Origin of the sequence: Saccharibacillus qingshengii, assembly GCF_013185195.1 — a bacterium.
Lineage (GTDB): Bacteria > Bacillota > Bacilli > Paenibacillales > Paenibacillaceae > Saccharibacillus > Saccharibacillus qingshengii.
Genome location: NZ_JAAZWC010000006.1, coordinates 177,596 through 200,880, shown reverse-complemented (window position 1 = coordinate 200,880; position 23,285 = coordinate 177,596). Strand labels below are relative to the sequence as shown.

Here is a 23,285-nt window from a genome sequence, read left to right as displayed (position 1 = left end):
CGGTAATCCCTCCTCAGCTGATTAAAAGTGCTTTCAGTTCGTCGACGGCCTGTACGGAATTCTCGATATCTTCTTCCATCAGCGCTTTCAACTTGTCATCTTGCACCAATCCCGACATCGCTACCGCTTTTGTGACGCAGGATGTTTTGAGAATCAACAATTCATGGATCTCGAGTTTCTCATGCAGAGCCAGTTCCTTCGTTGCCATCTCGATGCACCTCCAAGGGGTTTGAATACGTTTCGAATCTCTTTTTCGAATTGTGCCGCCTGTCTGGTCTTGCATCTTGCTTCTCTGAATTTGTACCCGCTCTTTGGCAAAATAAACAAAAAATAAATTAAACTTTCCCAGTTCTGGATTTCGGTTTAGAGCTCTCGGTTTTGGGCTAAATATATCGTTTGCGCAGCTGTTAGGCTGTATAAAAAAGCCCTTCCACCTTTATCCAAAGGTGAAAAGACTTTTAGGTTGTTCCCCGGAAACGATAGGAAGGGAGGGGTGATGTCGTGCAGGAGCGAAGCGTTCGCCTTTGAAATCGGGAAACTCCCACTTTAACCTCATCAAAGTTTCCCGACTTCAACACGCGACCGAAACGATATCTCCCCGCACGCCCGCCCATGTTTCCCTAGCCGAAACACAACCGAAACGGTTTATTTTACCGATCCAACCATGCCCGCTACAAAGTGCTTCTGCATCAGGAAGAATACGAGCGCCGTAGGAACCGTAGAGATGACAATCGCCATCATGATCATGCCGTAGTCCGGCGCGTAGCCCGAACCAAGGTTCGAGATGAGCAGCGGAATCGTCTGATTCTCGGGCGATTGCAGAATGACGAGCGGCCACATGTAGTTGTTCCAGCTCGACATGAACGTAATGATCGCGGCAGCCGCGTACGTCGTTTTCATTGTCGGCAGGTAAATGCGGAAGAACAATCCAAGCTCGGACAATCCGTCCATCCGTCCGGCTTCCAGCAGTTCCCGAGGGAACATTTTGGTGCTTTGCCGGAAGAAGAAGATCAGGAACGCCGTCGTGAACGTCGGGATGACGACCGCCGCAGGCGTATCGATCCCGAACGTCGGGAAGAAATTGGTGATCTTACCGAACATGCGGTAGAGCGGTACCATCAGGGCGGCGAACGGAATCATCATCGACAGCAGCAGGATCGAGAAGACGATGTCTTTCGCTTTGCTGCGGTAGATTTCGAAGCCGTAACCGGCCAGCGACGCGATCAGCATCGCCAGAATGGTCGTCGTGATCGAGATTTTGGCCGAGTTGCCCATCGCGTTCCAAATATCGACGCTCGCTGTCAGATTGCGCAGGTTATCGAGCATATGCGAACCCGGCAGCAGGCGTCCTTTCGTAACGTCGACCGACAGGTTGGTGGCGCTGACGATCATCCAGAAGAACGGGAAGATCGAGACGAACGCCGCGAGGCTGAGGAACAGATACATCGAGGCTCTTTTCGCCTTAAGCATTGCGATCACCTGCCACTTTGAATTGGAGGAACGACAGAATAATAACCATGATTACGATGGAATACGACACGGTTGCCGCGTAACCGAAGTCGGCCGAATATTCGAACGACAGATTGTAGATGTACTGCGAAATGGTGGTCGTCGCGTTACCCGGACCGCCTTTTGTAATGTTCATGACTTCGTCGAACAATTGGAGCGTACCGATTGTCGAAGTAATCGACGTGAACAAGATGATCGGCTTCAGCAGAGGAATCGTGATGCTGAAGAACTGACGAATCGCCGAAGCGCCGTCGATCCGTGCCGCTTCATAGATCGATTGGTCGATATTTTGCAGACCCGACAGGTAGAAGATCATGTTGTAACCCGTCCAGCGCCACGTGATCGCGATAATAATCGTGACTTTGGCCCAGAACGGATCGGAGATCCACTGAATCGGCGCGTTGATGAGATGGATATTCAGCAGCATGGCATTGACCAGGCCGTCCGGCGCGAACAGGTACTTGAAAACGATCGAATACGCAACGAGCGACGTAATCGCCGGCAAGAAGATCGCGGTACGGAAGAAGCCTTTGAATTTCAGTTTGCGGTCATTCAGCAGAACCGAGAAGAACATGGCCAGAATGATCATGATCGGAACCTGGAAGAGCAGATAGATAAAGGTGTTGGCAACGGCAGTCAGGAACATTTTATCCGTGAACAGCCGTTGGTAGTTACCGAGGCCGTTAAATTTCATGTTGATGCCTGTTCCCGTTTGGAACGACAGGATCAGAGCCTGGATCATCGGATAGAAGTAAAAGGCAGCGATCAGAATTACGGCCGCGGCTACGAAGAGCCAACCGACCAGACCCGCTTTGAAACGACGACTGCGGCTTGATTGAAAGACGTTGCTGTTTTTGCCCGGACCGGCTGCGGAATTTGCGGTCTTCATCCGGCATTCCTCCTTGGATTCACATAACGAGATATGGCGGAAGAAGCCCCGCGCCCGTGTTGTGCATTCAAACAGGGTTTGAATGCATAACGCGCAGGCGGGAGTTCGCCGCTTGCTTTTGATTGTGTACGAGTCAGGTCAAACAAGAATGCCCGGCAAAATTCCGTGTCCGCAAAGGGGCGGGAACGAATTGCCGAAAGTCTGCCGGGCGCGGAAAGCGGTAAGGGAGAGACGCGGCGCTTCGCGTTCGCGCTCTCCTTACCGACTGCCTGCTGCTTCTTATTTCAGTTGAGCTTCAGCTTGCGTTTGCGTATCGTTCATAACCGCGTCAACGTCTTTGCTGCCGTTCAGGTAGTTCTGAACTTCTGCGGACAAGATATCTTCAATAGCGTAAGTGTGCAGACCGAAGTTGACTTTAGGAACTTCCGTTGTCCATTTCGCGAAGTCGGAGTAGATCTTCTGATCGCCGAAGAACTCGTCAGGCTGCTCGTAAGCTGTACCGCCGGAAGCTGCTTTGAGTGTGCCCAGTACGCCGATCTTGCTGAGCAGGTCTTGATACAGTTCAGCGTCGGAACCGAAAGTCTCTGCCATGAAGTCAGCTGCGGCGTCTTTGCCGTCCACGTTCATCACGTACCACGAGCTGCCGCCGGAGTTGGATGCGTTGATGGAGTTCGCCGTATCTTTCAGGCGGGGAATCGGAACGACTGCCCATTTGCCGGATTGCGAAGCTTCGGCTTTGACCGAAGGCGTGATCCAGTTGCCTGTAGGAACGGAAGCAACGTCACCGCTGTTGAATGCGGCTACGAATTGGCTCCAGTCGGAGTTCAATTTTACGATGTCGGCGTCAAACATGGCTTTGTAGGTTTCGAGAGCTTCTTTGAAAGCCGCGTTGCCTGCGATGTTCGGCGTTACGCCGTCTTCTTTCAGATACCACGAGCCTGCCGATTGCAGCATGACGCGCAGTGTACCGAGATCGTTCGGATCTTGAGTCAGCATCGCTTTGCCTGTTGCCGCTTTGACTTTTTTACCGATTTCGATGAATTGATCCCAATCGATATTCGTTACGTCTTCCACCGTGTAACCGGCTTGTTCCAGGTAGTCCGTACGAACGTAGAAGCCGGTTACGCCGGAGTCGAACGGAATGCCGTATTGTTTGCCGTCAAGGCTTGTAGGACCTGCTTTGTAGTCGGCGAAGTCTTCGGCTTTGATCTTGTCGGACATGTCGCGGAAAGCGTCCGGATACGATTGCAGGAAGTTTTGCGCACGGTAGTCTTCGATCAGTACGACGTTAGGCAGACCTTTTGTCGTACCCGAGTTCAGGCCCGTGTTCAGTTTCTGAACGATATCCGCCTGCGCGTTTTCCACGATGTTGATCGTGACGTCCGGGTGATCTTTGGCATATTTTTCTTTCGCCAAGTTCAGTGCGGCAATGTTGAAGTTCGGGTCCCATGCCCAGATAGTGATTTCTTTTTTCTCTGTATCGCCACCACCACTGCCGTTCGTCGCAGCTGTCGTGCCGCCTCCGCCGCCCGAGCAGGCAGAAAGCATCAATGCCGATGCCGCCAAAGGCAGCAAAATCTTTTTCCAGTTTTTCATCTTTTCATCTCCCCATAGCTGATAGTGATTGGACTCCCTAACCTTGTCAATTCTTAATCGGAGGTTTACGTTCGATTGAAAAGCACGCGCTTTAGGTGTGTTTCAGTTGGGCGTAACCTTACCGTTATCGTTGACGAGGTAATGATTCTGTGAAAATCGGTGATGTAAGCGGTTGCTTTACGAGAATAATCTTAGCATCGCAGCAAGCCATGAGGTTAGGAATATCTTTGCACGGAATAGGGAAATCATTGCATGCCGCAAAAATGGTAGCGTTATCATTGGTAAAAAATTTGGATATACGTAAAATTTAATGTTTTCCCATAAACAGGCTTCGCGAAAAAAATACGTTAAACCGCTGCGGCGCATGAAAAAGCGGATACGTTTTCAGGAGGCGGCCTTCTGTTTGCACAGGCCTGCTCTCCTTAGACGTACCGCGATTGGCAGCTCCGCAGACGATCTTCAAGACTCTTCCGTGATCAGCGGCAGCGTGATTTTGATTTTGGTGCCTTGGCCTTTTAGGCTGTCGATCGATACGCCGTACTCGTCGCCGTAGAGAAGCAGGATGCGGTTGTGCACGTTGCGTACGCCGATGCCGGTGAAGAGTTGGCGTTTGCTTTTTGAATTCGGGAGCACCGTTCCGCCTTCGGCTTTGCTCCATTCGCCCACATCGTCCATACCGTCGCCGTTGTCGCTGACTTCGCAAACCAATTGGCCATCCGCTTGCGAGACGAGCACGTAGATCATACCGCTCTGCTTCTCGTTGAACGCATGGAAAAACGCATTTTCGATAAACGGTTGGATGATCAGTTTAGGCACCCGGTAGTTCATGCAATCGGGCGCGGCGAATACGTTCACTCGAATCCGATCGCCGTAACGGGCATGGTTGATGAACACGTAGTTGCGCATGTTCTCCAGCTCCTGCTCGATCGTGATGGTCTCGCTGACGTTGCTGATCGTGTTTTGCAGCAGCGAAATCAAGGCGTTGATCGTTTCCGCGGCGGCTTCCTTATCTCCTTTTTGCACCAATATCTTGATCGAAGCCAGCGTGTTGTACAAAAAGTGCGGATTGATCTGCCGCTGCAGCGCCGCCAGTTCCGCATTGCGGCGTTCCTTCTGCGTCTCCAGCAGTCTCGCGATGTAATTGTTCAACTCGTCGAGCATATAGTTGTACGCGCGGCTCAGCTCCTGGACTTCGTAGCCGGCCGACGCCGTAACCCGCACATAATTGTCGAAGTCTTTTTCCGTGACGGTCGACATCTGACGAACCAGCACGGTTAACGATCGCGTCTGGCGGCGGGTGATAAGGAATACGAGCAGCAGCGCCGCGCCGACGATCAATCCGCCGACCAGCACCAGATCGCGCAAATTAACGATCTTCCCTCCTGCGTAGTCGCGATCGATCAGATTGACCAGATAAAAATCGTATTCCGGGATATAACTGGACAGCAAAATGGAACTCCGACCGAATACGTCGGCGTTCCGGCTTACCACTTCTTCTTTTTCCGCGGAAGGTTCGGCATAACCCAGCAGCTGCTTCGATACGGTACCGATCCACTCCGTCCGATTGCTGGACACGATCCGTCCCGAAGCGTCCAAAATCACGACATCGTTGCCTGCGCTCGTGAAATTGCCGTAGAAACGCCGGAATTCGTCTTCGCGGATCGAAATGTATAAATCTCCGTAGATAAACCCGGTCGTGCGTTCCATCAGCGCTTTGGAAGCGACGATATACGGAACGGCCTTGCCGCCTTCGCCGCGTTCCATGTCGTACTGATAAATCAGCCGCTTCGGCTCCGCTTTCGTACGTTGGGACAGCGGATGGCCGATCAACCGGTCTTCGGGCACGGGCCAGTAATTGCGATCCGTCGAATAGTTCCTTCCGTTCACGCCAACCGCCGTTACGCCGACGCTGTACGCGTCGACGTTGGATTTGACCCTTCTCATCTGCTGATTCATGCCGAAATACGTCCCCGCCATCCGGCTGGAATCGGATTCGCCTCCGCTTAAGTAAGTCTTAATCGTGCCGTTTTGCGCCGCGTAAGCCGAAGCATTGACGACGGAATCGTTAAAAGACTCCATGCCGGTGCGGATCTGGTTCAACACTTTGGAATTGGTAATCCCGAACGTCTCGGTGAACAGGCGCTCGGACATGCGAATGGTCACAAGCGACGTGACGACGCAGACCGTTACCGTGGCGACGACCATGACAAGAAACAGTTTGACGAACAAACGCTGGGCATGGAACAGGCTCCAGTATGCTCTCATGATAAAGCCTCCTTCAGTTGATGCCGCGGCCGGAATTTTCTGACTTCCCGGTCATCTTGAGTCAGCGCCCGATCATATATTGACGGCGGTATTGACTCGGCGAGAGGCCGGTCTGTTTCTTGAATACTTTGGTAAAATAGCCCGGGTCCGAATACCCGACCCGTCCGCTGATCTCCGAAATGCTGATCTCGCCTTCGCGCAGCAGCTCTTCCGCCCGCGAGACGCGGATCTTGTTCAGGTATTCGCTGAATCCTTCCTTGTTGTGCGACGTGAAGTAGCTCGACAGGTAGGACGGATTGAAATGGAAATGCCGGCCCAGACCCGTAAGGCTGAGCGGCTCGGCATAATGTTCATCGATATAGGCGAGCAGTTTCTTCATATTGGCTCCGCCGGACTGTCCCGCATGTTCGGCGATCTTCGCTTCCGCCCTGCCCAGGAATTGTTCCAGCAGCGCAGCGGCCGATGGCGCGCTGTCCGCTTCTTCGATTTCGCGGAAAAATCCGTATTTGGCTTCGTTCAGATCCGAAGCGTCGTATTCCATATTGCCGAGCAGCGTGATCAGATTGAACACGATATTGCCGAGAAAAGACTTCAGTCCGACCGGCGTGGACCGGTAATCGGCAGCCATCCGCGCCGTGTACTGGCGCAGGTCACGGAACGCTTCGGTAAAATGCTCGCGCTTGATCTCTTCCGTAAACAGGCGGAGGTCAAACGCAGGCAGCGGTTCGGCGGGAAGCGGCAGTTCTTCGGGCAGCATCAGCGTCCGCTCGGGGAAGTAGAACCGGGTCTCCAGCAGCTCGCCGAGCTGCCGGTAAGCCGTACTCAACTCGCCGAGCGAAGCGAAAGCCGCTCCGGCGGCCCAGGCATAGCCCGCGGCGGCCGGGCTATGCGCGGCATCGGCGGCATCCGGCGCAGATCCGCCGGACACCGGTTCGCTTCCCGCTTCGGCGGCGCCGGGCCCAGCCGAAGGCGCACCACCGGACGAAGCGGCGGCGTACTGGCGCAGCGCGGCCAGAAGAGCCGCGCGCCGGCCGCTGCCGAGGCCGAAAAGCGCGGCTTCGCTGCCCGCCGCGGCGCCGGAGGCCGCGGCGGGCAGCCCGTACACGCGCGCCGGCCCGAGGGCGGCCGCGTGCGGCGCGCCCGGCGACAGCGCCTGCCGCAGCCGCTCGGCGAGCGGCTGCCCGTTCTCGCCGGCGCGCAAGCCGCCGGCGTAGGCCCGGACGGCCGTGCGCAGCCGGCCGATCAGCACGAACTCGTCGTGCGGGAACAGCTCCGCCAGCACGGCGGGCGAAGCGGATTCGTCGGCGCCGTAGCCGGACGCCAGCTTCTCCAGCACCGTCTCGGCATCCGGCCCTTCGCCGCTGCCTTCGCCCGTGTAGCGGATCGAAGCGATCCGCCGGGCCGTATTCTGCAGCACGCGCAGCAGCTCCTGCGTCTCAAGCTTCGGCTTGAGGATGTAATCCGCCACGCCGTTTTGGAACGTCGAACGCACGTAATCGAATTCCCCGTAGCTGCTGAGAACCACCACCTGGATCTCCGGGTAATTTTTTTTGATCAGCCGGGTAAATTCTTCTCCTTCCATAATCGGCATTACGATGTCCGTCAGCACGATATGGGGCCGAACGCGTTCGATCGCTTCAAGTCCTTCCCTGCCGTTGGAAGCTTCCCCCACTATGCGGAAACCGTACTGCTCCCAATCCAAATAATGTTTGATGCCCTGGCGTACCAGCACCTCGTCATCCACGATCAGAATCCTGCATACCTGCTCCATTCCCGAGCCCCCTTTGTCTATCTGCTTGGTAACGTTTACAACATCGTATCATAAACATTCGGTGAATCTCCAGATAAACGAAACAAGCCGCCGTTCGGAAAAACTTTCCCGAAGGGCGGCCTGCGTAGTTTCGGTGTTCTCCGATCCGGGCCGTACAGCCGCTCTACCGGTTCTGCAAACCTGCTCTCATCCCCATCCGTTCCGTCAATTTCAGTTGGATATAGGGTTTGACGAATGTCGAAGCCAGCACCAGATACGACAGGGCCAGCAGCAGCGCATACATCCGGAATGTTCCGTCCTTGCCTCCGTACAGTACGCTCAGCCTTTCCATGGGCCCGCTGTAGACCGGACGCCCTTCGGCTTCGTTATAGGAAAACCAATAATCGTAATAGATGCTGACCATCGCCTGGACGTACAGCACGACGACTCCCGCGACAAAGTTAAGCAGAGGAATAAACGACAGGATACTGCTGGCGAACCCGATCGCAAGACCAACCAGAATCAGCACGAACAGCGTCGGGAAAAAATGCCGCAGCCCCGTCTTCACAATGGTGGAGAGGTTCATCCGTCCGCTGCGCGCGAGTGTGGGCAGGAAGAACAGACCGGCGGACAGCACGCGGATCACGATCCCGGCGATCGCTCCGTAAGCAAACAGCTGGAATACCCCCGCCAGCACCGCTCCCCATTCTCCCGTCGTAATCTCGCTGCCCGCGCCGGCCATCGATTGAAGCCCGTAGACCAGAATCAGGAACAAATCATACAGCTGGCCGTACAGCAGTACGATCGTAATCAGCGCCGGAAGCGCGAACAGCAGCAGATGATATTTCAGAAAGTCCCAGTATTTCGGCATGGAAGCGTAGTTCTCCCTGCCCGGGTCGTACCCGTATGCCGATCGATCGTCCATTTCGCTTCGTCTCCTCTATTTTGACCGTTTGTGCAGGTCCGCCTGCTTCTCAAGGATAGTCGTCGCCTATTATAGCATGCAGACCGGAATCCGGTGTTTCGGCCAGACGCTTTTTTACGACGCGATTCCAATTTTCTTCAAAATGGTGCAGATCGAAGTCGAGGGATTGTCCATTTCACTTCTTCTTCAGCCCGATTTCCCACAAGCGTTTTTCTTTCCCGTATCTTCCAGACGTACGCTCGCATCGTTCCAGCGTCTCCCACTCTTCTTCGGAGAAATACTTTATGATCTCTTTCTCGTCAAAAAAACGCCGCCGGATTCCTTCGCTCTCGTACAGATACGGGTCGTCTGCCGATTCCCTGTCGCGGTTGCCCTCCCGCTCGCCCATGGCGTTTACCCGGCAGAGCAGCAGGCCGCCCGGGCGCAGCGACCTGTGAAGCTCCCCGATAATCCGGCGCGTCGTGCTGTCGGTAAAATAGTGCAAACTCAAATCCGCTACCACCGCCTGAAGCGTTCCCGTTTCAAAAGGCAGTTCTTCCGCCATGTCCAACCGCAGCGTCCCGATTCCCGGTTCTTCCTGCCGCAGCCTCTCCAGCGCCCGCTCCGACAAGTCGCAGGCCCGCACATCGAACCCGGCCGCATGCAGCACCCGGGCATTATGCCCGAGTCCGCAGCCCAGATCGACCACCTGCCCGCGGGCCGGATCGAGCAGCGGCTCATAACGTTTCAGCCAGCCATCGTGATCTGCCCGGAACGACGGATCGGCGTAAGCTTTGTTCCAATATTGCGTATCGCGTTCGGTCTTCCCCATCTGCTTCCTCATCCTTCTCTCTTCTAATCTCTTCACATCCGGGCTTGTTACCGAATCTCCCGCAAAGCGGCCAGTACCCGCTCTACCCGCTCCTCCGTACCGGAGTTACCCTCGAGCCGCAGAATCGGGCATTCCAGATCCGCCATCCAGCGCTCATGCTGCTCCAGACTGCGCACTTCCTCGCCGGGATGGTCGTACAGCGCCGCCCATTCCAGAAAAGCCTGCGACTGCGCATACAGACGTCCTCCCGGCAGCGCATCTTCGCCGTACCGCTTCAGTTCGCGCGCTCTCAGACGGGCCAGCCTCTCTTCGGGAGGCACATGCAGGAAGACCACCAAGTCGAAGTCAGGCTTAAAACCGTCCCCCCAGCCGCACACGGCACCGGTCAGTATCCAGCGGTCATGCCGCTTCATTTCTTCGCCCAGCAGGCGCGCCCGCTCTTCCGGGGGATAGGCCGCATCAAATTTATGTATCCAGAAATAGTCGTCGCCGTCCAGCACCGTATGCGGCAGACGTTCGCCAAGCGCGCGTCCGAGCGTGGTCGCACCGGAACCCGACGCGCCGAAGAGATGCAGCCGGCGATAAGGAATATCTATAGGTTTCATGCCAAGTCCTCCTCCTGATGCGGTCTGCCGGCGGAAACCGGAAACACAAGCAGCAAAATAACGGCGGCAATCGCCGCCCAGCCCACGAACATCAAGTACGTATTCAGATGAAAAAAGTGACTGTTCATATGCATGGAGCCCGGCCCCGAAGTGACGGCATCCGCAAAGCTCCGGGCATCGCGCATCCCCTCTGCCGTCATCGCTTCGATAATACGTTCACGCAGCCCGGAGTATCGAATCCGCTGAAGTTCGAACCCCGCCGCCTGATGCGCGATCAGGCCGATCAGCAGCGCCGCCAAGACGATCGGACGAAAACGGCGCGGCCGGGCCCAGGCATACAGCTGGCCGATCAGTACGATGACCAGCGCGCCAAGCGGAAAAACCAGGATCAGACCAGGATTGCCGTTGCCCGAATGCGATCCCGGAGCAGCGGATGCGGCATTGCCCAACCAGAAGATCGCTCCGATCAGCAGCAGATTGGCGATCAGAACGCCCGGATGTTTCATCCGGGTCCCCAGCGCGGCCGTAATGACCCCGCAGACGAACAGCGCCATGACGCCCAATAGGATAAAGATGAGCATAAGTCCTCCTTTTTGCACGCCGATGGGGACGTGCTTTTCGCATGTTCCCATCCGATTCCCCGTGGAGTTCCGGCTGTGCCATAATAAGATTCAGACGAACAGCAAAGGAGCGAAACGAATAAAATGGAGCATATCCGCAAAAACAATGTCGAACGCTTTGCCGGATTCGGCGAACTGTACGATCGCAGCCGTCCTTCCGCCCCGGAAGAAGTCGTGCGCATTCTGGAAACCTATCTGCAGGAAACGCCGCGCCGCGTAGCCGATGTCGGCTGCGGAACGGGATTGTCGACGTTTCTGTGGCTGGACCGGGCACAGCAAATCGTCGGGATTGAACCGGGTGCCGGTATGCGCGGTATTGCCGAAGCGAAATGGGAAGCGGCAGGCAGGCCTGGCCAGCTCGAATTCCGCGAAGGTTATTCCGATGCGCTTGATCTCGAAGACGGATGGGCCGATGTGGTTACCTGCTCGCAGTCGTTCCACTGGATGAACCCGCAGCCGTCGCTGGCGGAATTCGCCCGCGTGCTGCGCCCGGGCGGCGTCTTCGCCGCTTACGATTGCGACTGGCCGCCGGTATTGAACGCGGACATCGAAGCGGCGTACGCGGAATTCGCCGCTCTGGCCGACCGCCGCGCGGCGGAGCTGGCGCCGGAAGAACAGCAAGCGCACAAGTGGCCCAAAGAAGACCATCTGCGGCAGATCCGGGAGTCCGGCCTGTTCCGTTATACGCGGGAGGTCTTATTCCACAACCGGGAAGTCTGCGATGCGGAGCGCTATACGAATATCGCGCTCAGCCAGGGCGGGATGCAGAGCGCGATCAAGCGCGGCGCGGAAGACGTCGCAGCCCAGGCAGAAGCTTTCGGCCGGGCCGTAGATACGTTTTTCGCAGGAAAAGAGCGGGATGTGCTGTTCAGCTACCGGATGCGTCTGGGCGTCAAATAATCGGGGGCCGCAGCCCGTTACGACTGGGATAATCCGTACTTGGCGAAGACCGCCTGCCGCAGTTTGATATGAATCGGGCGCTGTTCCGGGTCGGGACTGAATTTGCCATTGTTCATATTGATTATACTGTACGCTCCGATTCCGTTTCCCGGTAGCCGCTCATCGTCAGGACGGCTTTTTTCCCGGTTCCGGCTGCTTAATCGTTTCCGTCTGCCCGGTCTGCCCATCGGTTCTTTGATACGTACCCGGCTCATCCTCCTTAAGAAATTGCAGGGCGCCCAGTACAATCAATACGACGATGACGGTAATCAGCAGCCCCCATAGAAGTTTGCGCTCGTTATTTTTCATTTGCGTATGCTCCTTTCATGATGTGTATACGGCCGGTTACAGATTATGCCGTTCTTTCAAATACCGATGCAGATCGGAGTCGGGATTCTCGAGGATCCGCCGCTTCAGGGTTTGTTCCCAGTCCGGTCCCAGCTTGTCCATCTCGAAGCGCCCGTGCTCATCCGGCTCGATCTGCCGCAGCAGTTCATCCAGATCGGCGTGAAGCGCCTCCAGGTCCGCAGCTGCACGCTGCCTGGCTTCGCCTTGCAGGACCGAAGGGTTTTCCCGCCATTTGGAAGTCAATTCTTGTTCCAGGTACCTGTCGAAGTCGATCGTCGCTGCCAACCAGGAATAGAGGTTCTCCGGCGCAGCCAGCGTCCATAACCTGCCTCGGGCTTCGCTTAAGAGAATTCGAACATCGTCCACTTCATAGAGAAGGTCGACAGCGTCCGCGCCTCCTTCAAGGGTGCGCGCGGCTTCATACAGCTCCGACCTTGCGCTTTGCAGCGTGGACAGGACTGCCCCCGTCTGCTGATAAACGACCCTCTTCGCTTGTTTCTTCTCGTCAATCCATGTCAAGGTCAGGACGGTGCTCCCTATCAGCAGTACGATGATGATCCAGGCTCTGATTGGGAACGGGGTCTCCGGTTTGAGCTGCATGTTAAGCTCCCTCTCTGCATTTTTCTTTTTCTGTGATTTCTTCTATATATAAACGCCGCCAATTCCGCAAAAGTTGGACAAAAAACCAAAAAAGCATGACCCTCTGTTCGACAAAGCGCGAAATACGCTTTGCCAAATCGGGCCATGCTTGCAGGTGCTTTATTCGGATTTCAGGAAGAACCGGGGGTCTCGTACCCTTTCAACTCTTAATCACAGGTTTACGTTTCCCTGAAACGCACACGCTTCTAGTACCTTGACCGAACCAAATCTGAGGTTTGCGTTCATCGGAAACACGCACGGTTCAAGCGGGTTTTCGAGGGGCGTAACCTAACATCGTTATCGGTCAAAGTACTAGTGCGATTCAGGGGAGCGTATTCCTACCTTTAGTGTTGACAAGGTACTCGTTACACAATCCCGTACTTCTTCAGCAGCTCGCCGACCACGGTGCCCGATACTTTTCTCAGTGCTCCCTGTTCCAGCAGCTTAAGCAGCATGGGCTGTTTGAGTTCGGTGAGCTTCTTGCCGTCCATCATCTTCGAGGTCGAATCCAGCAGGACGCGGATATCGTATTCGGACGCGAACACTTCCGGCACGCCGCGGTCTACGCCAAGCAGCGTATACACCGATTCCATCGCCGTGCGCACCGAATACTCGGTCGTGAATACCGTATCACGCTCGGTATCGGCGAACTGCCCGATGAAGGCGAAGTTTACGCAGCCGTCCGGAACGACTTTGGGCCGGTCGCCCGCCGTGCGGGGCATGAAGAACGCCGTGATATAAGGCATCATGCACGGAATGCAGTTGGCGGAATTCGCGGCCATTTCCGGGATATCCGCTTCCGGCACGCCCATATGGTACAGCCATTCGGCCGTGATCTCTTCCCCGGTACAGGCGCTGATCGGCTTCTTGATATAATCGCCCGGCACGTCCGTGTAGAGGGCATAGAACCAGACAACCAGCTGGTCTTTGGGCTGTTTCTTGAAATGGGGCTGACGGTTCAGTGTCCAGCTCAGCATCCAGCTCGAATCTTTGACGCTGACGATCCCGCCGGTAACCACTTTGCCGCTGAACGGATCGCGTTGGCAGATCTGCTCGATATAAGGCGGAATCCGGTCATCCAGCGTCGTGATCGTCGCCGATTCCCATTTGGTCTCGTCGATATTCGTGCAGAACTTGTCCGGGCGGCCGAACGATTCGTCCTGGGCCGCAATGCTGCGCCACAGCTCCCAGCAGCCGCCCGGCTCCGTCTTGAGTACCGCCGGATGACGATGATCGCCAAGCGACGAATTCTCCGTACAGCTGCCGTTGGTCACGAAGACCAGGTCGTCTTCCGTCAGATCGATACTTTCGGGCTGTCCGCCGCGCATACATTCGATCTTCGCCGCGACTTTGCGCGTGCCGTGCTGCTCGAAGACCACGTTGGTGACGCGGGTATCGTAGACGAACTGCACGCCGTGTTCTTCCAGATACTTCAGCATCGGCTGGACAAGCGACTCGAACTGGTTGTATTGGGTGAACTTGAGCGCCGAGAAGTCCGGCAGTCCGCCGATATGGTGGATAAACCGCTGGATATACAGCTTCATCTCAAGCGCGCTGTGCCAATCTTCGAACGCGAACATGGTACGCCAGTACAGCCAGAAGTTCGAAGCGAAGAATTCTTCCGTAAACACATCCGTGATCTTCAGATCGTACAGATCTTCGTCGCGGGTCAGGAACAGCTTGACGATCTCCATGGACGCTTTTTCGCTGAGCGTGAATTTGCCGTCCGTGTGCGCATCTTCGCCCCGGTTGACCGTAGCGCGCATCAGCGAATAGTTCGGGTCTTTTTTGTTCAGCCAATAGAATTCATCCAGCACCGACGCATTTTCGACTTCAAGCGACGGAATGGAATGGAACAGATCCCACAGACATTCGAAGTGGTCTTCCATCTCGCGGCCGCCGCGGATGACGAACCCTTTGCCTGCTTCTTCGCTGCCGTCGAGCGCGCCGCCCGGCATCTTCAACTCTTCCAGGATATGAATATGCGAGCCTTTCATCTGTCCGTCGCGAATCAGGAAGCAGGCTGCCGCCAACGAGGCCAGTCCCGCTCCGACGAGGTACGCCGACTTGCCGTCCACGCCTTCCGGTTTCACCGGTCTTGCGAACGCTTCGTAATTGCCGCTGCTGTAGTACATGAGTATTCCCTCCACATTTCCAGGATTTTGAACGCACTCTGAAGCTGATTTCAGCATAGGCTTCTTATCGAACAGCAAACATAGACAATCCCCGTCTCATGTCGGAAGTTTGGACACAAGGCGGGGATTGTCTATATTCGGGGTATTTCCCGCCTGTTTGCCTGTCTGAATCGCCCGGAAAACGGGCATCCTACCAAAGGTAGCGGAAAAACAACCGGCGGTTGCGCGTTTTTCATTTCCTTCCCCGGGGAATCCGGTTAAGCTGATGGCGTCGACGAAACTCCAAGAAAGAAGGTGCCTTCATGTTCACCCCGATCGAGATCGGAAACAAAATCGCGGAAGCCCGCAAAGCCAAAAATTTGTCCCAGGCCCTGTTGGCCCGCCAGCTGTCGCTTAGTCCCCAGGCAGTCGGAAAATGGGAGCGCGGTGAGTCGCTGCCCGATATTCTCACGCTGGACCGCCTCGCCCAAATTCTGGATCTGGACCTGAACCATTTCTCCCAGCATTTCCGGCAGACTGCTGCGGAGCCTCCTTCGACCGCGGAACCGGCAAAGCCGCAGGATTCCCTCCCGGAAACTGCCGCGCCGGCCTGGAACATGTCGGAAGGAAGCTGGGTGGATGCGGACTTCTCGGGTCTGGAAGGGCTGCACGAACAGTTCGGTTCTTCCTTTATCCGGCGTTCGCTGTTTGTCGGGGCCCATCTTCCGGATCTGCTGCTCAAAAGCAATTATGTGGAAGAATGCGACTTCTCGAACGCGGAACTCGGCGGCAGCCGCTTCGAGCATACGCACATGACGAACAGCTTGTTTTTGAACGCTTCCCTGACGAGAACGGTCTTTGCCGGAAGCCATCTGGCAGGCTGCGATTTGTCGGGCGCCAACCTGACGGAAACAGGCTTCGAATCTTCACAGCTGCAGAACTGTACGCTGACCGGCGTCGTCTGGACACGCACCCGGTTTCACGGCACCCATCTTACCGGACTTGTGCTGGAAGGCATGTTCGAAGGCTGTTCGTTCGAGAACTGCGCCTTCTCCGACGTCACCTTCCGCAATGCGACGCTTACGCGAACCTTTTTCAAGAACAAAACCCTCAAGAAAGTCCGATTTATCGACTGCAAGGCAGACCGGTTGACGTATTCGTTCCTGAAAAGCGGCAAAGCGGATCTGAGCGGAATCACTCTGATCGACCCCTGAAGGAGGAATTTCCATGTCTATTCACGAAACGGCCATCTCCGTGCAGAACCTGCACAAGTCTTATCCGAATCTGCCTGTGCTGACCGGCGTCGATTTCGAAGTGCGCCGGGGCTCGATCTTCGCGCTGCTCGGCTCCAATGGTTCCGGCAAGACCACCACCATCAAGATTCTCTCTACGCTGCTTCGTCCGGACAGCGGAAGCGTGTCCGTCAACGGATTCGATCCGGCTTCGCAGCCCGATGCGGTGCGCCGATCGATCAGCCTGACGGGACAGTTCGCGGCGGTCGACGGCGTATTGACCGGACGCGAAAATCTGATCCTGATCGCCAAGCTGCGACGGTTGAAGCAGCCGCGCCAATCGGCGGACGAGCTGCTGGAACGTTTCGGGCTTACGGAAGCCTCGGGGAGGCGGGCGGCTTCCTACTCGGGCGGTATGCGGCGCAGACTTGATATCGCCATGAGTCTGATCGGGCAGCCGGATATCCTGTTTCTGGACGAACCGACGACGGGGCTCGATCCCGAAGCGAGAATCGAGGTCCGGAAGGTCGTCAAGCAGCTCGCGGATACCGGCACAACGGTCCTGCTGACCACGCAGGTTCTGGAAGAAGCCGAGCAGCTTGCCGACCGGATCGCCATTTTGCATCAGGGACGCATCATTGCCAACGGCTCGCTCGACGAATTGAAGCGGATGTTCCCGCCCGCCCGAACGGAATATATCGAAAAACAGCCGACGCTCGAAGAGATTTTCCTCTCGATCGTCGGCTCCAAGGAGGCGAAGTAAATGCAAACCGTAAAAAGCGGATTTCTCGGCGATACCGGCGTACTGCTGGGACGTTCCATGCGCCATACGTTCCGCAGCCTGGACACCATCCTCACCGTAACCGTCATGCCGATCGCGTTCATGCTCTTGTTCGTCTATGTATTCGGCGGTGCTATCCATACCGGGACGGGCCATTACGTCAATTATTTGATGCCCGGCATCCTGCTGATCGCGATCGGAACCGGCATCTCGTACACGGCTTACCGCCTGTTTATCGACAAGCAGGAAGGGCTGTTCGAACGGTTCCGTTCGATGCCGATCGCTCCGTCTTCCCTGCTGTGGGCGCATGTGCTGACTTCGCTCGTATCCAATGCCATTTCGCTCGTCGTTATCGTAGCTGCGGGGCTGCTGATCGGCTTCCGCTCGCCGGCAGGCGTACCGGCCTGGCTCGCCGCAATCGGCATTCTCGCTCTCTTCACGCTGGCGCTGACCTGGATCGCCGTCATCGCCGGACTGTCCGCCGGATCGGTGGACGGAGCGAGCGCTTTCTCCTATCCGATTATCCTGCTGCCGTTCGTCAGTTCCGCTTTTGTGCCGACGGAATCGATGCCTGGACCGGTGCGTGCTTTTGCCGAACACCAGCCGGTCACCGCTATCGTCGAAGCGCTGCGCTCCCTGCTTGGCGGGCAGCCGGTCGGAGCGGAGATCTGGACCGCGCTCGCCTGGTGCCTGGGGATTCTGGTCGTCGCGTACGCCCTCGCAATGCGAGTCTACAAACGCCGGATGCAAGCGGTACGCTGATCCGTTCAGCCGGACGGCGGACGCGTCCCTCCCGGGTGCGCACCGCTCTCGAATCGTTCCAGCGCACCGGCGAAGTCTCCCTGGATCAATACGCTCAGGCGCTTTACGATCGCCTTCGGCTCTTCGCGCATCCCGCGGCCGATCCAATCGAGGATCAATCCGACGAACGCAAACTTGTAGAAATGGGCGATAAACGCTTTGTCGTCTTCGCGCACGCTGCGGCCGGCCGCTTTTTCCTCGATCACGCCGATCAGCAGCGCATGCGTCTCCTGATGCAGATAGCGCTCGAGATGTTCGCGGTTCACGGAATGATACGTATTCAGCACAAAGTTCCGGTTGCTCTGGATATATTCAAAAATATGCAAGAAACCCTGCTGCCAGGTTTCGTACGTCTTGTTTCCGTTTAACGCTTTGGAAGCTTCGTGCGTGTAGATCCAGTCGATCAGATCGTAGATGTCTTTGAAATGGTAATAAAAAGTCTGTCGGTTGACTTCGCAGTCTTCGGCAATATCGATGACCGTGATCTTGTCGAGCGTTTTTTGCGACAGCAGCTTTTTGAGCGAGGCAGCCAGCGCCCGCTTCGTCATTTGCGTCATAAGATCCCTCCGTTCCTCAAAAAAGACATCCGATCCGCCGCTTATACGATCCCCAGCCCGCTGAGCGCCGTCCATAAGCCGGAAACGAGAATCAGCCAGAGCGAGACCTGCTTGAACCGCGCTTCGTCGAACCGGCTGACCGCTCTTGCGCCGGCCCAGGCACCAAGCCCCATAGCCGGAAGCGTCCACAGCAGAAAATGGCCCGTTCCCGAATCCAGCAGCCCGCCCGCCGCGAACGAGAGAACGCTGACGATATTCAAGACGACGCCGTTCAAAGCCAGATTGGCGCGAAAAGCCTGCTTGCTCATCCCCTGATTGGACAGGATCAGCGCAAGCGGCGGGCCGCTGACCGAGATACTGCCGTTCAGCAGGCCGCTGAGCAGCCCCGCCGTCACAAAAGCCGTCCGTTCGCTGCGAATGGGCACCGAACGCCCGAGCAGCATCAGGGCGGCGAACACCGTAATCAGGATACCGGTAGCGGATTTCAGTACGGACGGACTGACGACGAGCAGCAGATACGTGCCGAACGGCGCCGCGACCATGCCAGCCAGGATAAGCAGCCAGACCTGCCTGACGTTCACGTCGCGGCGATTCGGAATGACGACCGTCAGACAGACGAGCAGACTCAAGATGACGATGATCGGCACCGCCTGATGCAGCGGGAGAAACAAACTGAGCAGCGGCAGCGCAATCAGCGCGAAACCGAAACTGGTGAGGCTCTGGGTGAAGCTTGCGGCAAATATAATCAGCATGGCCCCTGCAATAACGCCCACTCCGGTCATGATCGTCCTTCTTTCTGTATGCTTCTTCTTCGTGCTCCCGATACGCTTCCTGATGTTTCCATCATAGCTCATTTGCCGGGGAACAAGAAAGACGCAAAGCCCGGCCCTACCTTTAGGGGGCCGGGCTTGTTCGTGCGTATTTGGGTAATGTTCGGATAAAGCTTACTCGTACAGGAGGTCTGTCATGGTTCATCATTTTAACGAAATTTTTATTCAGATTCTGATCCTGCTCGCGATTGCGCTGGCGGTGATCGGCATCGCCCAGAAACTGAATCGGCCTTATTCGATCGCTCTCGTCTTGGTCGGACTGCTGCTCGGCATGATCCATATCCCCGTGCTCGAGCAGGCCGAAACGTATATTACGCAGAGCAATGTATTTCAGGCCATTGTGATCTCGCTGTTTCTGCCGATCCTGCTCGGCGACGCTTCGCTCAAACTGCCGTTCTCGCACCTGCGCGAACATTCCAAACCGGTTCTTGCGCTTGCGCTTGGCGGGACGCTGATTTCCTTCGGGCTGATCGCGCTGGGAGGTTATTATCTGCTGGGGCTGCCGCTTGTCGTCGCCTGTACGTTCGCCGCGCTGATGAGCGCCACCGATCCGATCAGCGTGATCTCGATCTTCAAGTCGCTCGGCGTACCGAAGAAACTGACGACAGTGATCGAAGGCGAATCGCTGCTGAATGACGGTATCGCCGTCGTTCTGTTCCAGATTTCTTCCATTTACCTGCTGTCTTATATGGAAATGGGCTGGGGAGGCGTAGGCAGCGGCCTGCTGCTGTTCCTGCAGTTTGCGGTCGGCGGTACGATCGTCGGATTGATCCTGGGCTTTGTCTTCTCCCGCATCATCGTTTATTACGATGACTATCCGTTCGAAACGGCCTTGTCGGCCGTTCTCTTCTTCGGATGTTATTTTATCGCGGAGCATATGCATGTCTCGGGCGTGATCGCTGTCGTGGTCGGCGGATTGGTCTTCGGCAACTACGGACGTAAAGTCGGGATGTCCGAGACCACCCATACCAATATCGATACGTTTTGGGATACGATTGCCCTCATCGCCAACTCATTGATCTTCCTGATGATCGGATTGGAAATTCGCAATATCGATTTCGGCGGACGCTGGCCGGTCCTGCTCCTCGCGATCCTGATTGTGCTGATTGCGCGTTCGGCAGCTGTCTATCTCAGCTTGGCCGGGGTCAAAGGATTCGAAAACAAGTTCAAGCATATTCTGAACTGGGGCGGCCTCAAAGGCAGTCTGTCGATTGCACTCGCTCTCAGTCTGCCGATCGAATTCGAAGGCCGTGAAGACATCCTGGTACTGGCATTCAGCGTGGTGCTGTTCTCGCTGCTGATCCAGGGCTTGTCGATCGAGAAGCTTATTCTGAAGCTCGGAGCCGCACCGCGCCCGATACACAACGATCAAACGTCCGAGAAAGACGCTTGATCCCAACGAATCCCATTCGAAGCCTGCCAAGGAAAAAGCGCCCCGGTCTTCCCAGGACGCTCAAGGTACTGCTCAGAAGCCGGGTCTCTGTGTGCGCAGAGGCCCGGCTTCTTTTGTCTGTTTCCTTGGCAGATCGATTCATCCAAAATGGTTCCGCCGGTTCCCCAAGCAAATAGCTGCGCAGGAACCGTTATTTATATGGGCAGCTTGTGAATGCGTGAAATAGCTGCAACCGAACCGCTATTTCACGAAAAAGGGCTGCCCTCGGCGCTCGACGCGATCTTTAACGGCTCTCCTGCAGTTATTTCGGGAAAACGTTCAAGAAGAGGCATTCATTTCCCAGGCGGAATCTCCGGCGACTCCGCTTTCTGCAAATCTTCCGGCTTCACCGCGTACGCCCACTCGCTGCCTTCCTGAACAACCCAGACGAGCGTATCGACGTCGGGGTCTTTTTTGCCGGTAAAGCTCCGGGTCTTGTCCGCACCGTCTTCCGTCGTCACAAGCTTCAGCGTAAAGTCGGTCTCCGTCGAAACGAGTGTCGAGGCCTTCACCGGCAGACGGTCGCTGACGATATACTTCAGCGATCCGGATACGGTAGTCGCCTCTACGTCTTCGATCGTTTTGCCGTCCAGCGTCCAAGCCGGGGAAGCGCCGGCCGCAGCCGAATTATTCAACGTCCAGGATGCCGATCCGCGCTTGTAGGCCAGCTCTTTCAAGTCGGCGTCGTCCCATTGGAACGGGGACGTATCGACCCATGTCGTGATGCTCGGCAGCAGCGACGATGCGGCGTTGGCATCGAGCCGGATCACCGCACCTCCGCCGAGCCGGGCGTAATTCCCGCTTCCGGTCGGCAGCGAATCGCCGATGGCAATCGTCAAGGCGGCGCCGTTCTCCTGCGTCAGCGTGATGCCTTTTTTCGTCAGGTCGAGTCCGTACTTGGCCGGATCTGCGGGAGCTTCTTCCACGACGCCGCCCTGCTCGGCCGATGTCAGCGTATCGAGCCAGGCGTCGACGGCATAGTGATTCACCGGATATTTGTCCGGTTCGGTAAATGCCCATTCGCCGCCGCTTTTCGCCAACTGATAGGTCAGATCGCCGTTGGCAATCCGGATACCGGCGATCTTGGACGTTTCTACATCGGTCAGCTTGGCGGCCGGAGGCTCCGTTTCCGCGCCGAACCATTTTTGCGAGATCGCATAACCCAGACCGCCGGCGAAGAGCAGTACCAGAATCAGCGTCGGGATATATTTTCTCATACACGTCTCCTTCTCCACCAGAGCAGCACGCCGGCCAGAACGAATACCAGAGGGAACACAACCATCGTGGCGATCAGAATGTAGCGGGCCTGCGGAGCGGTCAGATAAGCCGTCTCGTACTGCTGCTGTTCGCGGGCACGGATCGTCAGATCGTTCTGATTGCCGCTCAGGTAATTGAGGCTGTTCAGCGCAAAGTCTTTGTTGCCCTGCTCGCCGATCTGGTCGTCGGTCAGGAAATAAGACGTGCCCATCACGACGACTTTGGGCTTGCCTTCCGCGTCGTCCACGGCATAACCGAGATGCAGCGGTCCGCTCAGATCGGTGCCTTCCGCATATTCGCTCTGGGATTGCAGCAGCCCGGCGAGATCCGTTTCCCCGTAGCTTTCGGCGGAGGTGCTGAGCAGCGGCGAGACGGTTAGGCCTTCCGGCGCTTTCTCGGCTGCGCTCAGTGCAACGGACAGGTACGTCATCGGATAGACCTTGCCGCTCTGCAGTTTTTCCGTAATGGCATGCGATTCATAGCCCGGTACGACGGTCAGCGGATCGTAAAGCTGCGTATTGTTTTTGTCTACCGCGATCGCATGCTCGTCGACTACTCCGTATTTTTTCATCAGCGCATCGATATTCGTCCAATCCGTCTTCATATCGGGGTTAAAGCCGAGCGACAGAAACAGCTTCCCGTCTCCGTCCAAGTAAGTCTCGATCAGCTTCAGCTCTTCGGCGCTCAGATCGGTCTCGGGCGCCACGATCATGAGCAGGTCGGCGTCTTTCGGAATCCGGCCCGCCTGATACAGCTGCAGCGGTTCGATCTCGGTATTGTCGGCTTTGAGACCGGCGGTCAGCTGCGTCAGATGCGAGGCATCGAACTCGCCGTGACCCGCCAGCAGATAGGCTTTGTGCGTTTCGGTCGAGATCAGCGAGTTCAATCCTCCGGTCAGCTTGGATTCGCCGAGGAAGGTATAGGAACTGCTGTCGCCCGAGCCGAACATTTCTTGAAAAGGAATACTCTGCGTCTTCTCGCCGTAGGTCAGCACGATCGAACTCGACGATAGATTGTATTGACGGGCCAGTTCCGGCTGCTGCACCAGACTGTAGGTATGCACGTCGAGTTTGCCGCTTTTTTTGGCGTATTCCTGCACCAGGTCGGTAATCTCGCGCGTCACCAGTTCGCCGTCCGTATCCGGGTTCGTGAAGACCTCCAGCTTGACCTTGCCCGGCAGTCTGTCCAGCACGGAGTGGGTCTGCTCGGACAGGGTGTACTGTTTGTTGGCGGTCAGATCGAGCTGGAATTCCGATGCCTTCGTCAAAGCGACGGTCAGCAGCACGAACAAGCCGATCGACACGAGCGCCACGACAAGCGTATTCGCATGGTGCAGCAGACGCCGCGATTGGTTTGGGGATGATCCGGTTTGTTTGTTCATTGTT

Annotated in this window: 22 protein-coding genes; 5 read left to right on the top strand and 17 right to left on the bottom strand. The window is 56.3% G+C overall.

Annotation, left to right across the window (positions count from 1 at the left end; all coding sequences use genetic code 11):
• Positions 1-13: 13 nt before the first annotated feature.
• The 10 genes from HRQ60_RS07775 to HRQ60_RS07725 all read right to left on the bottom strand — a co-directional run bounded on the left by HRQ60_RS07775 (position 14) and on the right by HRQ60_RS07725 (position 10,931).
• Positions 14-208, bottom strand: a complete 195-nt coding sequence (locus HRQ60_RS07775; RefSeq protein ID WP_172195086.1) for a spore coat protein — start codon at positions 206-208, stop codon at positions 14-16.
• A 437-nt stretch (positions 209-645) separates the two neighbouring features.
• Entirely contained in the window at positions 646-1,470 is an 825-nt protein-coding gene (locus HRQ60_RS07770) for a carbohydrate ABC transporter permease (protein ID WP_172195085.1), read from the bottom strand.
• The gene (locus HRQ60_RS07765; protein WP_172195084.1) at positions 1,463-2,398 is read right to left on the bottom strand and encodes a carbohydrate ABC transporter permease; all 936 of its coding nucleotides are present in this window, start codon (positions 2,396-2,398) and stop codon (positions 1,463-1,465) included. The genes HRQ60_RS07770 and HRQ60_RS07765 overlap by 8 nt, the downstream gene beginning before the upstream one ends.
• Before the next feature lie 279 nt (positions 2,399-2,677).
• On the bottom strand, positions 2,678-3,994 hold the full coding sequence (locus HRQ60_RS07760; RefSeq protein WP_172195083.1) for an ABC transporter substrate-binding protein: 1,317 nt from the start codon (positions 3,992-3,994) through the stop codon (positions 2,678-2,680).
• Between the two features lie 459 nt (positions 3,995-4,453).
• The gene (locus HRQ60_RS07755) at positions 4,454-6,259 is read right to left on the bottom strand and encodes a sensor histidine kinase (protein ID WP_172195082.1); all 1,806 of its coding nucleotides are present in this window, start codon (positions 6,257-6,259) and stop codon (positions 4,454-4,456) included.
• A gap of 61 nt (positions 6,260-6,320) precedes the next feature.
• The gene (locus HRQ60_RS23605; RefSeq protein WP_246281211.1) at positions 6,321-8,030 is read right to left on the bottom strand and encodes a response regulator transcription factor; all 1,710 of its coding nucleotides are present in this window, start codon (positions 8,028-8,030) and stop codon (positions 6,321-6,323) included.
• Positions 8,031-8,193: 163 nt separating this feature from the next.
• Positions 8,194-8,934 (bottom strand): hypothetical protein, encoded by a 741-nt coding sequence (locus tag HRQ60_RS07740; protein ID WP_172195081.1) that lies wholly within the window; start codon positions 8,932-8,934, stop codon positions 8,194-8,196.
• Between the two features lie 175 nt (positions 8,935-9,109).
• Positions 9,110-9,745 carry a class I SAM-dependent methyltransferase gene (locus HRQ60_RS07735; protein WP_172195080.1) on the bottom strand — a complete coding sequence of 212 codons (636 nt, stop codon included), beginning with the start codon at positions 9,743-9,745 and terminating at the stop codon, positions 9,110-9,112.
• A 47-nt stretch (positions 9,746-9,792) separates the two neighbouring features.
• Positions 9,793-10,350, bottom strand: a complete 558-nt coding sequence (locus HRQ60_RS07730) for an AAA family ATPase (RefSeq protein ID WP_172195079.1) — start codon at positions 10,348-10,350, stop codon at positions 9,793-9,795.
• Positions 10,347-10,931 carry a hypothetical protein gene (locus tag HRQ60_RS07725; RefSeq protein WP_172195078.1) on the bottom strand — a complete coding sequence of 195 codons (585 nt, stop codon included), beginning with the start codon at positions 10,929-10,931 and terminating at the stop codon, positions 10,347-10,349. The genes HRQ60_RS07730 and HRQ60_RS07725 overlap by 4 nt, the downstream gene beginning before the upstream one ends.
• Positions 10,932-11,054: 123 nt before the next feature.
• Between HRQ60_RS07725 and HRQ60_RS07720 the strand changes: the two genes are divergently transcribed.
• Positions 11,055-11,870 carry a class I SAM-dependent methyltransferase gene (locus HRQ60_RS07720; RefSeq protein WP_172195077.1) on the top strand — a complete coding sequence of 272 codons (816 nt, stop codon included), beginning with the start codon at positions 11,055-11,057 and terminating at the stop codon, positions 11,868-11,870.
• Between the two features lie 165 nt (positions 11,871-12,035).
• Here HRQ60_RS07720 and HRQ60_RS07715 read toward each other — a convergent pair whose 3' ends face one another.
• The 3 genes from HRQ60_RS07715 to HRQ60_RS07705 form a co-directional block, all read right to left on the bottom strand.
• Positions 12,036-12,218: a hypothetical protein gene (locus tag HRQ60_RS07715; protein WP_172195076.1), complete on the bottom strand. Its 183-nt coding sequence runs from the start codon at positions 12,216-12,218 to the stop codon at positions 12,036-12,038.
• A 36-nt stretch (positions 12,219-12,254) separates the two neighbouring features.
• Positions 12,255-12,857 carry a hypothetical protein gene (locus tag HRQ60_RS07710; RefSeq protein ID WP_172195075.1) on the bottom strand — a complete coding sequence of 201 codons (603 nt, stop codon included), beginning with the start codon at positions 12,855-12,857 and terminating at the stop codon, positions 12,255-12,257.
• Between the two features lie 404 nt (positions 12,858-13,261).
• A complete protein-coding gene (locus HRQ60_RS07705; protein ID WP_172195074.1) occupies positions 13,262-15,031 on the bottom strand; it encodes an oleate hydratase in 1,770 nt (589 codons plus the stop codon).
• 302 nt (positions 15,032-15,333) lie between these two features.
• Here HRQ60_RS07705 and HRQ60_RS07700 point away from each other — a divergent pair, with 302 nt between their 5' ends.
• From HRQ60_RS07700 to HRQ60_RS07690, 3 genes are read left to right on the top strand one after another with little or no spacing between them, the layout of a single operon-like run.
• Entirely contained in the window at positions 15,334-16,224 is an 891-nt protein-coding gene (locus tag HRQ60_RS07700; protein ID WP_172195073.1) for a pentapeptide repeat-containing protein, read from the top strand.
• A 13-nt stretch (positions 16,225-16,237) separates the two neighbouring features.
• A complete protein-coding gene (locus HRQ60_RS07695; protein ID WP_172195072.1) occupies positions 16,238-17,005 on the top strand; it encodes an ABC transporter ATP-binding protein in 768 nt (255 codons plus the stop codon).
• Positions 17,006-17,785: an ABC transporter permease gene (locus tag HRQ60_RS07690; RefSeq protein WP_172195071.1), complete on the top strand. Its 780-nt coding sequence runs from the start codon at positions 17,006-17,008 to the stop codon at positions 17,783-17,785.
• A gap of 5 nt (positions 17,786-17,790) precedes the next feature.
• On the opposite strand, the gene HRQ60_RS07685 is transcribed toward HRQ60_RS07690, so the two are convergent.
• Positions 17,791-18,381 (bottom strand): TetR/AcrR family transcriptional regulator, encoded by a 591-nt coding sequence (locus HRQ60_RS07685; protein WP_172195070.1) that lies wholly within the window; start codon positions 18,379-18,381, stop codon positions 17,791-17,793.
• Positions 18,382-18,422: 41 nt separating this feature from the next.
• Positions 18,423-19,163 (bottom strand): sulfite exporter TauE/SafE family protein, encoded by a 741-nt coding sequence (locus tag HRQ60_RS07680; RefSeq protein WP_172195069.1) that lies wholly within the window; start codon positions 19,161-19,163, stop codon positions 18,423-18,425.
• A 184-nt stretch (positions 19,164-19,347) separates the two neighbouring features.
• On the opposite strand from HRQ60_RS07680, the gene HRQ60_RS07675 reads away from it, so the two are divergent.
• Positions 19,348-20,604 carry a cation:proton antiporter gene (locus tag HRQ60_RS07675; protein WP_172195068.1) on the top strand — a complete coding sequence of 419 codons (1,257 nt, stop codon included), beginning with the start codon at positions 19,348-19,350 and terminating at the stop codon, positions 20,602-20,604.
• Positions 20,605-20,936: 332 nt separating this feature from the next.
• Here HRQ60_RS07675 and HRQ60_RS07670 read toward each other — a convergent pair whose 3' ends face one another.
• Both HRQ60_RS07670 and HRQ60_RS07665 read right to left on the bottom strand, forming a co-directional pair.
• Positions 20,937-21,860 carry a DUF4340 domain-containing protein gene (locus HRQ60_RS07670; protein ID WP_172195067.1) on the bottom strand — a complete coding sequence of 308 codons (924 nt, stop codon included), beginning with the start codon at positions 21,858-21,860 and terminating at the stop codon, positions 20,937-20,939.
• Complete coding sequence (locus HRQ60_RS07665; protein WP_172195066.1) at positions 21,857-23,281, bottom strand: GldG family protein; 1,425 nt, start codon at positions 23,279-23,281, stop codon at positions 21,857-21,859. The genes HRQ60_RS07670 and HRQ60_RS07665 overlap by 4 nt, the downstream gene beginning before the upstream one ends.
• Between the last annotated feature and the right edge of the window lie 4 nt (positions 23,282-23,285).

What these genes read in the sequence shown, in the direction of transcription:
- HRQ60_RS07775 (WP_172195086.1), bottom strand. Translation starts at nt 208, where the DNA reads ATGGCAACGAAGGAACTGGCTCTGCATGAGAAACTCGAGATCCATGAA.
- HRQ60_RS07770 (WP_172195085.1), bottom strand. Translation starts at nt 1,470, where the DNA reads ATGCTTAAGGCGAAAAGAGCCTCGATGTATCTGTTCCTCAGCCTCGCG.
- HRQ60_RS07765 (WP_172195084.1), bottom strand. Translation starts at nt 2,398, where the DNA reads ATGAAGACCGCAAATTCCGCAGCCGGTCCGGGCAAAAACAGCAACGTC.
- HRQ60_RS07760 (WP_172195083.1), bottom strand. Translation starts at nt 3,994, where the DNA reads ATGAAAAACTGGAAAAAGATTTTGCTGCCTTTGGCGGCATCGGCATTG.
- HRQ60_RS07755 (WP_172195082.1), bottom strand. Translation starts at nt 6,259, where the DNA reads ATGAGAGCATACTGGAGCCTGTTCCATGCCCAGCGTTTGTTCGTCAAA.
- HRQ60_RS23605 (WP_246281211.1), bottom strand. Translation starts at nt 8,030, where the DNA reads ATGGAGCAGGTATGCAGGATTCTGATCGTGGATGACGAGGTGCTGGTA.
- HRQ60_RS07740 (WP_172195081.1), bottom strand. Translation starts at nt 8,934, where the DNA reads ATGGACGATCGATCGGCATACGGGTACGACCCGGGCAGGGAGAACTAC.
- HRQ60_RS07735 (WP_172195080.1), bottom strand. Translation starts at nt 9,745, where the DNA reads ATGGGGAAGACCGAACGCGATACGCAATATTGGAACAAAGCTTACGCC.
- HRQ60_RS07730 (WP_172195079.1), bottom strand. Translation starts at nt 10,350, where the DNA reads ATGAAACCTATAGATATTCCTTATCGCCGGCTGCATCTCTTCGGCGCG.
- HRQ60_RS07725 (WP_172195078.1), bottom strand. Translation starts at nt 10,931, where the DNA reads ATGCTCATCTTTATCCTATTGGGCGTCATGGCGCTGTTCGTCTGCGGG.
- HRQ60_RS07720 (WP_172195077.1), top strand. Translation starts at nt 11,055, where the DNA reads ATGGAGCATATCCGCAAAAACAATGTCGAACGCTTTGCCGGATTCGGC.
- HRQ60_RS07715 (WP_172195076.1), bottom strand. Translation starts at nt 12,218, where the DNA reads ATGAAAAATAACGAGCGCAAACTTCTATGGGGGCTGCTGATTACCGTC.
- HRQ60_RS07710 (WP_172195075.1), bottom strand. Translation starts at nt 12,857, where the DNA reads ATGCAGCTCAAACCGGAGACCCCGTTCCCAATCAGAGCCTGGATCATC.
- HRQ60_RS07705 (WP_172195074.1), bottom strand. Translation starts at nt 15,031, where the DNA reads ATGTACTACAGCAGCGGCAATTACGAAGCGTTCGCAAGACCGGTGAAA.
- HRQ60_RS07700 (WP_172195073.1), top strand. Translation starts at nt 15,334, where the DNA reads ATGTTCACCCCGATCGAGATCGGAAACAAAATCGCGGAAGCCCGCAAA.
- HRQ60_RS07695 (WP_172195072.1), top strand. Translation starts at nt 16,238, where the DNA reads ATGTCTATTCACGAAACGGCCATCTCCGTGCAGAACCTGCACAAGTCT.
- HRQ60_RS07690 (WP_172195071.1), top strand. Translation starts at nt 17,006, where the DNA reads ATGCAAACCGTAAAAAGCGGATTTCTCGGCGATACCGGCGTACTGCTG.
- HRQ60_RS07685 (WP_172195070.1), bottom strand. Translation starts at nt 18,381, where the DNA reads ATGACGCAAATGACGAAGCGGGCGCTGGCTGCCTCGCTCAAAAAGCTG.
- HRQ60_RS07680 (WP_172195069.1), bottom strand. Translation starts at nt 19,163, where the DNA reads ATGACCGGAGTGGGCGTTATTGCAGGGGCCATGCTGATTATATTTGCC.
- HRQ60_RS07675 (WP_172195068.1), top strand. Translation starts at nt 19,348, where the DNA reads ATGGTTCATCATTTTAACGAAATTTTTATTCAGATTCTGATCCTGCTC.
- HRQ60_RS07670 (WP_172195067.1), bottom strand. Translation starts at nt 21,860, where the DNA reads ATGAGAAAATATATCCCGACGCTGATTCTGGTACTGCTCTTCGCCGGC.
- HRQ60_RS07665 (WP_172195066.1), bottom strand. Translation starts at nt 23,281, where the DNA reads ATGAACAAACAAACCGGATCATCCCCAAACCAATCGCGGCGTCTGCTG.